This window comes from Actinomycetota bacterium (assembly GCA_036280995.1).
Taxonomy (GTDB): domain Bacteria; phylum Actinomycetota; class CALGFH01; order CALGFH01; family CALGFH01; genus CALGFH01.
In genome coordinates this window covers 1-3,109 of sequence record DASUPQ010000904.1, presented here as the reverse complement: position 1 = coordinate 3,109, position 3,109 = coordinate 1, and the positions used below count along the sequence as shown (strand labels likewise).

The following is a 3,109-nucleotide window of genomic DNA, read 5'->3' as shown; positions in this document are numbered from 1 at the left end:
CGACCTGGTGGTGGTCGAGAACGTCTGCTCCCTGCCCCGCAACCCGGCCGCCGCGGCCGCCCTGACCGGCCTGTTGGCGGGGCGGCCGGCCATCCTGCACCACCACGACCTGCCCTGGCAGCGGGAGGAGTTCGCCGGCGTCGGCCGCTGGCCGCCCGACGACCCGGCCTGGGCCCACGTCACCATCAACCAGCGCAGCCGCCGGGAGCTGGCCGACCGCGGGATCGCGGCCACCACCGTCTACGGCGGCTTCCCCGAGCCCGGCCCGGGCCGGCGGGCGCTGGCCCGGGAACGGCTCGGGGTCGCCCCCGGCCGCTGGCTGCTGCTCCAGCCGACCCGGGCCATCCCCCGCAAGAACGTCCCCGCCGGCCTGGCCATGGCCGAGGCCCTCGGCGCCGACTACTGGCTGACCGGCCCGGAGGAGGACGGCTACGGCCCCGAGCTGGAGCGGCTGCTCGCCGCCGCCACCTGCCGGGCCCACCGGCGCGTCCCCGCCGGCCTGACCATGGACGACGCCTACGCCGCCTGCGACGCCGTGGTGTTCCCCTCCACCTGGGAGGGCTTCGGCGCCCCCCTGATCGAGGCGTCCCTGCACCGCCGCCCCCTGGCCGTCGGCGACTACCCCGTCGCCGCCGAGCTGGCCAGCTTCGGCTTCCGCTGGTTCCCGGCCGCCGACCCGACCCCGCTCAAGGCCTTCCTCGACCAGCCCGACCCGGGCCTGCTCGAGGCCAACCACGCCATCGCCAGGCGCCACTTCTCCATGGAGGCCCTCACCGGCCAGCTGGCCGCCCTGCTGCGGGAGCGGGGCTGGGGCTAGGACTCGCCGCCGATGTCGACGTGGTAGGCCTCGTAGACGAGGTCGAGGCCGCGCTTGCGATGGCGGACCAGGTCGGCGAAGAGCCGGACGGCGTGGTCGCGGAGGGCCTGGACGGCGTCGGGGTCGCTGGCGGTGGCGCACTCGGCGATGCCGCGGCCGATGCCCTCGGTGATCTCGGCGTGCTCGCGGCGGAACCGGGTCACCCGGTTGGCCAGGCGGGGGGCGTTCTCCAGGATCTCCTGGTAGAGGCCGCCCGGGGCCTCGGTGACCTCGACGTGGACCGCGAACACCTCCTGGAGCCGTTCCAGGGCCGGGGCCAGCCGGCCGGGCAGGCCGTCCTGGCCGCCCAGGCCGTCCGGGTCGTCGGGAGCGGCCAGGGCCTCCTCCAGCCCGGCGATGGCCCGCCGCAGGCTGAGCCGCTGCCCCTTGGCCGCCTCCAGCGCGCTGGTGGAGGCCTCGTACGCCTCGCCGACCTCACGTTGCTTCATCGCCGGCTCCTCCCCACGTACCCCGCCGGTCCCCCGGACGGTGGTCACGGGTGGTCACGGAAGTGTGGCGGAAACCGGGCCAGTTGTCACCGTAGAACTTTGGTACTAGCCGACCGGCGCTGCCGGTCGGAACCTATTGATCGTCGGCCGACTCCACGCCCTTGTGGCTCAACCTTCGCGGGCGGCCAGGTCGCGCTCGCCGACCCGGTGGACCAGCACCCGGTTGGTCCCGCCCCGCCCGCCGGGGCTGCCGGCCACGACCACGACCAGGTCGCCCGGGGTGAGCAGGCCCTCGGAGACGATCCGGGCGTCGGCGTCGTCGATCATGCTCCGCACCTGGGTGCCCTTGCCCACCGGGCGGGCCGTCTCCACCCCCCAGTAGAGGGCCATCCGCCGCCGGGCCGCCTCGGAGGTGGTCAGGCCGATGATCGGGGTCCGGGGCCGGAACCGGGAGACGTAGCGGGCGGTCGCCCCCGACTCGGTGAAGGCCACGATCGCCCGGGCCCCCAGGTCGGCGGCGACCTGCACGGCCGCCCGGCAGACGGTGGCGGGCACGTCCAGCCCGCCGACGGCCGGGGGCGGCGGGGCCGTGAGGTACGGGGTCGCCTCGGCCTCGCGGGCGATGCGGCTCATGGTGGCCACCGCCTCGACCGGGTACTGGCCGACGGCCGTCTCCTGGGAGAGCATCACCGCGTCGGTGCCGTCGAAGATGGCGTTGGCCACGTCGCTGGCCTCGGCCCGGGTCGGGCGGGGGCTGGCCACCATCGACTCGAGCATCTGGGTGGCGGTGATCACCGGCACCCCGAGCGAGTTGGCCCTGGCGATGATGTGCTTCTGGATGGGCGGGACCTGCTCGACGGCCAGCTCGACCCCGAGGTCGCCCCGGGCGACCATGACCGCGTCGGCGACCTCGAGGATGTCGTCCAGGACGTCGATCGCCTCCGGCCGCTCCAGCTTGGCCACCACCGGGATGTCGCGGCCGTGCTCGGCGATCGCCTGCTTGGCCTCGGCCACGTCCTCGGGCTTGCGCACGAACGACAGGGCCACGTAGTCGGCGCCGAGCTCGACCGCGGTGGCCACGTCGGCCCGGTCCTTGGCGGTCAGCGAGGCCGCCGAGACGGCCACCCCGGGCAGGTTGACGCCCTTGCGGGACTTGACCACGCCGCCCCGCTCGACCTGGCAGCGGACCCGCTCGCCCTCGACGTCCTCGACCCGTAGCCCGATGGCCCCGTCGTCGAGCAGGATCCGGTCGCCCCGGCGGACGTCGGCGGCCAGCGCCGGGTAGACCACCGGGACGTCGGGCGCGGCGCAGGTCTCGGTGCCGGAGACCAGCGTGACCTCCTCGCCGCGGTCGAGCCGGACCCCGTCGTCGCCGACCACCCCGACCCGGATCTTGGGCCCCTGGAGGTCGACCAGCACGGCCAGGTTGTGGTCGAGCTCCTTGGCCACGGTGCGGACGAGCTCGAACCGGGCCACGTGGTCGGCCCGCTCGCCGTGGGAGAAGTTCAGCCGCACCACGTCGAGGCCGGCCTCGACCATCCCGCCGAGGACCTCGCGGCTGCTCGAGGCCGGGCCCAGGGTGGCCACGACCTTGGTACGCTCGACGCTCTTCATCGTGCCGGCAGTTTGGCATGACTCGCGGCCCGCCGCGACGGTTGACCGGTGACCGGGTCGGGTATTCCTGGCGGCAGGCAGCGACCCCCAGAGAGGGCAGGCAGGATGCGCTTCGACGACGACAGCCAGCTCGACAGCTCGCAGGTCCGGGACACCCGCGGCCGGGGCGGCTTCCCGCGCCGCGGCGGGG

3 protein-coding genes are annotated in these 3,109 nt (G+C 75.2%); 1 reads left to right on the top strand and 2 read right to left on the bottom strand.

The genetic code is table 11. From position 1 onward, the window contains the following. On the top strand, positions 1-817 hold an 817-nt coding region (locus tag VF468_30100), incomplete at its 5' end, for a glycosyltransferase (GenBank protein ID HEX5882539.1). Here VF468_30100 and VF468_30095 read toward each other — a convergent pair. After that, positions 814-1,305: a hypothetical protein gene (locus VF468_30095; GenBank protein HEX5882538.1), complete on the bottom strand. Its 492-nt coding sequence runs from the start codon at positions 1,303-1,305 to the stop codon at positions 814-816. The two genes, VF468_30100 and VF468_30095, sit on opposite strands and share 4 nt — an antisense overlap. A gap of 168 nt (positions 1,306-1,473) precedes the next feature. Then, positions 1,474-2,919 (bottom strand): pyruvate kinase, encoded by a 1,446-nt coding sequence (gene pyk, locus VF468_30090; protein ID HEX5882537.1) that lies wholly within the window; start codon positions 2,917-2,919, stop codon positions 1,474-1,476. Positions 2,920-3,109: the final 190 nt, after the last annotated feature.